Origin of the sequence: Streptomyces phytophilus, assembly GCF_013870535.1 — a bacterium.
Taxonomy (GTDB): domain Bacteria; phylum Actinomycetota; class Actinomycetes; order Streptomycetales; family Streptomycetaceae; genus Streptomyces; species Streptomyces phytophilus.
In genome coordinates this window covers 1-4,153 of the sequence record NZ_JACBXC010000502.1, presented here as the reverse complement: position 1 = coordinate 4,153, position 4,153 = coordinate 1, and the positions used below count along the sequence as shown (strand labels likewise).

At 73.7% G+C, this 4,153-nt stretch carries 5 protein-coding genes; all 5 read left to right on the top strand.

Features of this window, described 5'->3' with window-relative positions:
* Positions 1-47: 47 nt before the first annotated feature.
* Positions 48-1,502 carry a peptidoglycan D,D-transpeptidase FtsI family protein gene (locus H5J30_RS20110; RefSeq protein WP_181788798.1) on the top strand — a complete coding sequence of 485 codons (1,455 nt, stop codon included), beginning with the start codon at positions 48-50 and terminating at the stop codon, positions 1,500-1,502.
* A 78-nt stretch (positions 1,503-1,580) separates the two neighbouring features.
* A complete protein-coding gene (locus H5J30_RS20105; protein WP_181788799.1) occupies positions 1,581-1,745 on the top strand; it encodes a hypothetical protein in 165 nt (54 codons plus the stop codon).
* Between the two features lie 124 nt (positions 1,746-1,869).
* Entirely contained in the window at positions 1,870-2,799 is a 930-nt protein-coding gene (locus H5J30_RS20100; RefSeq protein WP_181788797.1) for an AurF N-oxygenase family protein, read from the top strand.
* Positions 2,800-2,812: 13 nt separating this feature from the next.
* Positions 2,813-3,664: a TetR/AcrR family transcriptional regulator gene (locus tag H5J30_RS20095; RefSeq protein ID WP_181788796.1), complete on the top strand. Its 852-nt coding sequence runs from the start codon at positions 2,813-2,815 to the stop codon at positions 3,662-3,664.
* A gap of 4 nt (positions 3,665-3,668) precedes the next feature.
* Positions 3,669-3,950 carry a DUF8847 domain-containing protein gene (locus H5J30_RS20090; protein WP_181788795.1) on the top strand — a complete coding sequence of 94 codons (282 nt, stop codon included), beginning with the start codon at positions 3,669-3,671 and terminating at the stop codon, positions 3,948-3,950.
* Positions 3,951-4,153: the final 203 nt, after the last annotated feature.

Below are 4,153 nucleotides of genomic sequence, written 5' to 3'. Positions count from 1 at the left end.
CTCGCCCCCGCGGCCGACGAGCCCCGCCGCCCCGCGGACGGCACCCCGTGATCCGCAACACCCGCATCGCCGCCGCCTGCAGCCTCCTGCTCTTCCTCGCCCTCCTCCTCGGCGCCGCCCGCGTCCAGGTGCTCAACGCCCCCGAGTACGACCACAACCCCGCCAACCGCCGCCACGCCCTGGAGCGCTACGCCCAGCCCCGCGGCGACATCTACGCCGCGGGGCGCCGCCTCACCGGCTCCGCCGACACCCGCCAGGGCCTGCGCTACGAGCGCTCGTACACCGACGGCCGCCTCTACGCCCCCGTCACCGGCTTCGCCTCCCAGCTCTACGGCGCCACCCTCCTCGAAGACGCCGAGGACCGCGTCCTCGCCGGCACCGACGGCCGGCTCGCCCCGCTGCCGCTCTGGGGCGACCTCACCCGCAGCCGCCAGCCCGGCGGCCAGGTGCACACCACCGTCGTACCGGCCGTGCAGAAGGCCGCGTTCCGCGGGCTGCGCGGCCGCAAGGGCGCCGTCGTCGCCCTCGAACCCGCCACCGGCCGCGTCCTCGCCCTCGTCAGCAGCCCCGGCTACGACCCCGCGCTGCTCTCCGGCAACTCCCCCGCCACCACGCTGGCCTGGGACCGCCTCGCCGACGACCCCGCCCAGCCGCTCCTCAACCGGGCGATCCGGCAGACGTATCCGCCCGGCTCCACGTTCAAGGTGATCACGGCGGTGGCGGCGCTGGAGTCCGGCGTCGTCACCGACATCGACGCGCCGACCCGCACCCCCAGCCCGTACCGGCTCATCGGCAGCACCACCCTGCTGCGCAACGAGTCGAGCGGCTGCGCCGACGCGCCCCTGCGGGAGGCGTTCGCGGAGTCGTGCAACACGGTGTTCGCGAAGCTCGGCGCGACCGTCGGCACCGAGCGGATCGTGGAGACCGCCGAGGCGTTCGGCTTCAACGACGGCGGGCTCTCCCTCCCCTCCCCCGTGCTGCCGAGCCACGTCAACACGCGGATGGACCCGGCGCAGGTCGCGCTGTCGGCCATCGGGCAGTACGACACCCGGGCGACGCCGCTGCAGATGGCGCGGGTCGCGGCGACGATCGCCAACGGCGGCCGGTCGATGCGCCCGTACCTGGTGGACCGGCTCGCGGACGCCGGCGGCGAGACGGTGGCGCGGACACGGCCGGCGTACGAGGAGACGCCGATGAACCCGGGGACGGCGGCGCTGCTGCGGCAGATGATGATCGACGCGGTCACCGGCGGCACCGGCGGCCTCGCGGCGGTCGACGGGCTGACGGTCGGCGGGAAGACGGGCACGGCGCAGCACGGGGTGGACAACTCCGAGAGCCCGTACGCCTGGTTCATCTCCTGGGCGCAGAAGCCGCGGACCGCCGTGCCGGGGGTGGCGGTGGCGGTGGTCGTGGAGGACGCGGAGGCGGACCGGGCGGACATCAGCGGCGGCGGCAGCGCGGCCCCGGTCGCGCGCGGGGTGATGCGGGCGGCGCTGCGCTGAACCGGGCGTGCGGCAGCCGCCGTTGCGTCTGTACGAAGCCCGGGACCGCTCCCCCGGCGCGCTTCTACGATGGCCGCCGTGAAGGACATCCTGATCGGCATCGTCATCGGCCTGATCTTCCTCCTCGTCGGCGGCGCCGTCTTCTGGCTCCTGGCCTCCAGCAGCGAGGCGAACAGGGAGCAGTGCGAGGAGCAGGCCGAGCGCTCCAACGGCCGGGTCACGTGCATCGTCACCGTCGACTGACGCCCGGCGCCCGCCGGTTGGTCACGTTACCCACGCGTCAACAAGGCGCGTCGGGGGCATTGACGCGCTTGCTGACAAGCTGTCTCATAAGAGGTGACCGCCGGTAACTCTCCCAGGAGACGCGATGACCACGACGACGGGGCACCTCGCGCTGACGGACGCGCTGGGCCCGCTCAAGGACCGCGAGAAGGTCGCGGAACGGCTCCTCGCGGCGTCGGAGAAGCACTCCTTCGACCCGGACAAGGAGCTGGACTGGGACGCGCCGATCGAGGAAGGCAAGTGGTTCTGGCCGCCCGAGCTGGTCTCCCTCTACGGCACCCCCATGTGGCGGCGGATGTCCGAGGAGCAGCAGAAGGAGCTGGCCCGGCTGGAGGCGGCGTCGCTGGCCTCGCTGGGCATCTGGTTCGAGATCATCCTCATGCAGCTGCTCGTCCGGCACATCTACGACAAGCCGGTCACGAGCAACCACGTGCGCTACGCGCTCACCGAGATAGCCGACGAGTGCCGGCACTCGATGATGTTCGCCCGGATGATCAGCAAGGGCGGCGCGGAGCCGTACCCCGTCTCCCGCTTCCACCACAACCTCGCGCGCATCCTCAAGACCGTGTCCACCACCCCCGGTTCCTTCACCGCGACCCTCCTCGGCGAGGAGATCCTCGACTGGATGCAGCGGCTGGTCTTCCCCGACGAGCGGGTCCAGACGCTGGTGCGCGGCGTGACCCGGATCCACGTCGTCGAGGAGGCGCGGCACGTCCGGTACGCGCGCGAGGAGCTGCGCCGGCAGATGCTCACCGCGCCGCGCTGGGAGCGGAACTTCACCCGGCTCACCTCCGGTGAGGCGGCGCGGGTGTTCTCCGTCTCCTTCGTCAACCCGCAGGTGTACACGGACGCGGGCCTGAACCGCGCGGAGGCGGTGGCGCAGGTCAAGGCCAGTCCGCACCGGCGCGAGGTGATGCAGACGGGCGCGAAGCGGCTGACGGACTTCCTCGACGACATCGGGGTGCTGCAAGGGGTCGGACGCAGGCTGTGGCGCAGCTCCGGCCTGCTGGCCTGAGCGGGCCGGCGGAGTGGGGCCGGACGCGTACCAGCAGGTCGTACGGGACCCGGACGGCCCGGGCCCCCGGGTACCGGCCGGGCGGGCTACGCTGCCGGACATGAGCACCGCGTCCGACCGGGGAGCCCGCCCCGCCGCGCCCCGGCCGGCGGTCGCGTACCGCAGGATGAGCGTCTCCCAGCGCCGCAGCCAGCTGCTCGCCGCCGCGCTCGGCCTCTTCGCCCACCGCGCCCCGGAGGACGTCTCGCTCGACGACGTCGCCGCCGCCGCGGAGGTCTCCCGACCGCTGGTCTACCGCTACTTTCCCGGCGGCAAGCAGCAGCTCTACGAGGCCGCCCTGCGCAGCGCCGCCGACGAGCTGGAACTGTGCTTCCGCCAGCCGCAGCAGGGCCCGCTCACCCGGCGCCTCACCAGCGCCCTGGACAGATACCTCGGCTTCGTCGACGAGCACGACGCCGGCTTCAAGGCACTGCTGCAGGGCGGCAGCGTCGTGCAGACCAGCCGCACCACCGCCATCGTGGACGAGGTCCGCCGCTCCGCCGCCGAGCAGATCCTGCTGCACATCGAGGTGCCCGAGCCCGGCCACCGGCTGCTGACCATGATCCGTACGTGGATCACGGCGGTCGAGGGCGCGTCGCTGATCTGGCTGGACGAGGGCAAGCAGCCGCCGCTGCCCGAGCTGCGCGGCTGGCTCGTCGACCACTTCATCGCGCTGCTGGTCGCCACCGCCGCGGGCGACGAGGAGTGCGGCCGGGTGCTGCGGCGGGCGCTGGAGCTGGAGACGGCGGACGGGCCCGCGGGCGACCTCGTACGCCGGATCGCGCCGTTCCTGCCCGACGCCGCCCACCTGCTCGGCGAGGGCTGACGCCGTGCGCGCGGAGGACACCGCGTTCGTCGGCGGCCCGCTGGACGGCCGCACGCTCGCCGTGCACGTGGGCGCCACGGGCCGGCCGCCGAAGGTGTACGAGGTGCCGGTGCCCGACCCCGCGGGCGGCCCGCCGACGGTGCACGTCTACCGGCTGGAGCCGGCGAACCTCACCCCGCGGCTGAAGCTGCCGCGGGGTTGGGTGTACGCGTACGACCCGGAAGGCGTGCCCGAGCGGCGCAAGTGGCCCTGGTCGCGCCGCCGGGATGCCCATCCTCACGAGTGATGGTATTACGCGGTTTCGCCCAGTAATGACCGGAATACGGTGGCGGCAGGGAAGCCTGGGGTACATGTCGCGCACCCCCCGCTCCGCCCTCACCGCCGCCTCCGCCGTCCTCCTGGCCACCGTGCTCGCCCTGCCCGCCGACGCGGCCCCCGTGCCGGACGTTCCGGACGTACCGGATGCGGGGAGCGCGGCGGAAGCGGCCG

Coding starts and splice junctions, on each gene's coding strand:
- H5J30_RS20100 (WP_181788797.1), top strand. CDS start 1,870: ATGACCACGACGACGGGGCACCTCGCGCTGACGGACGCGCTGGGCCCG.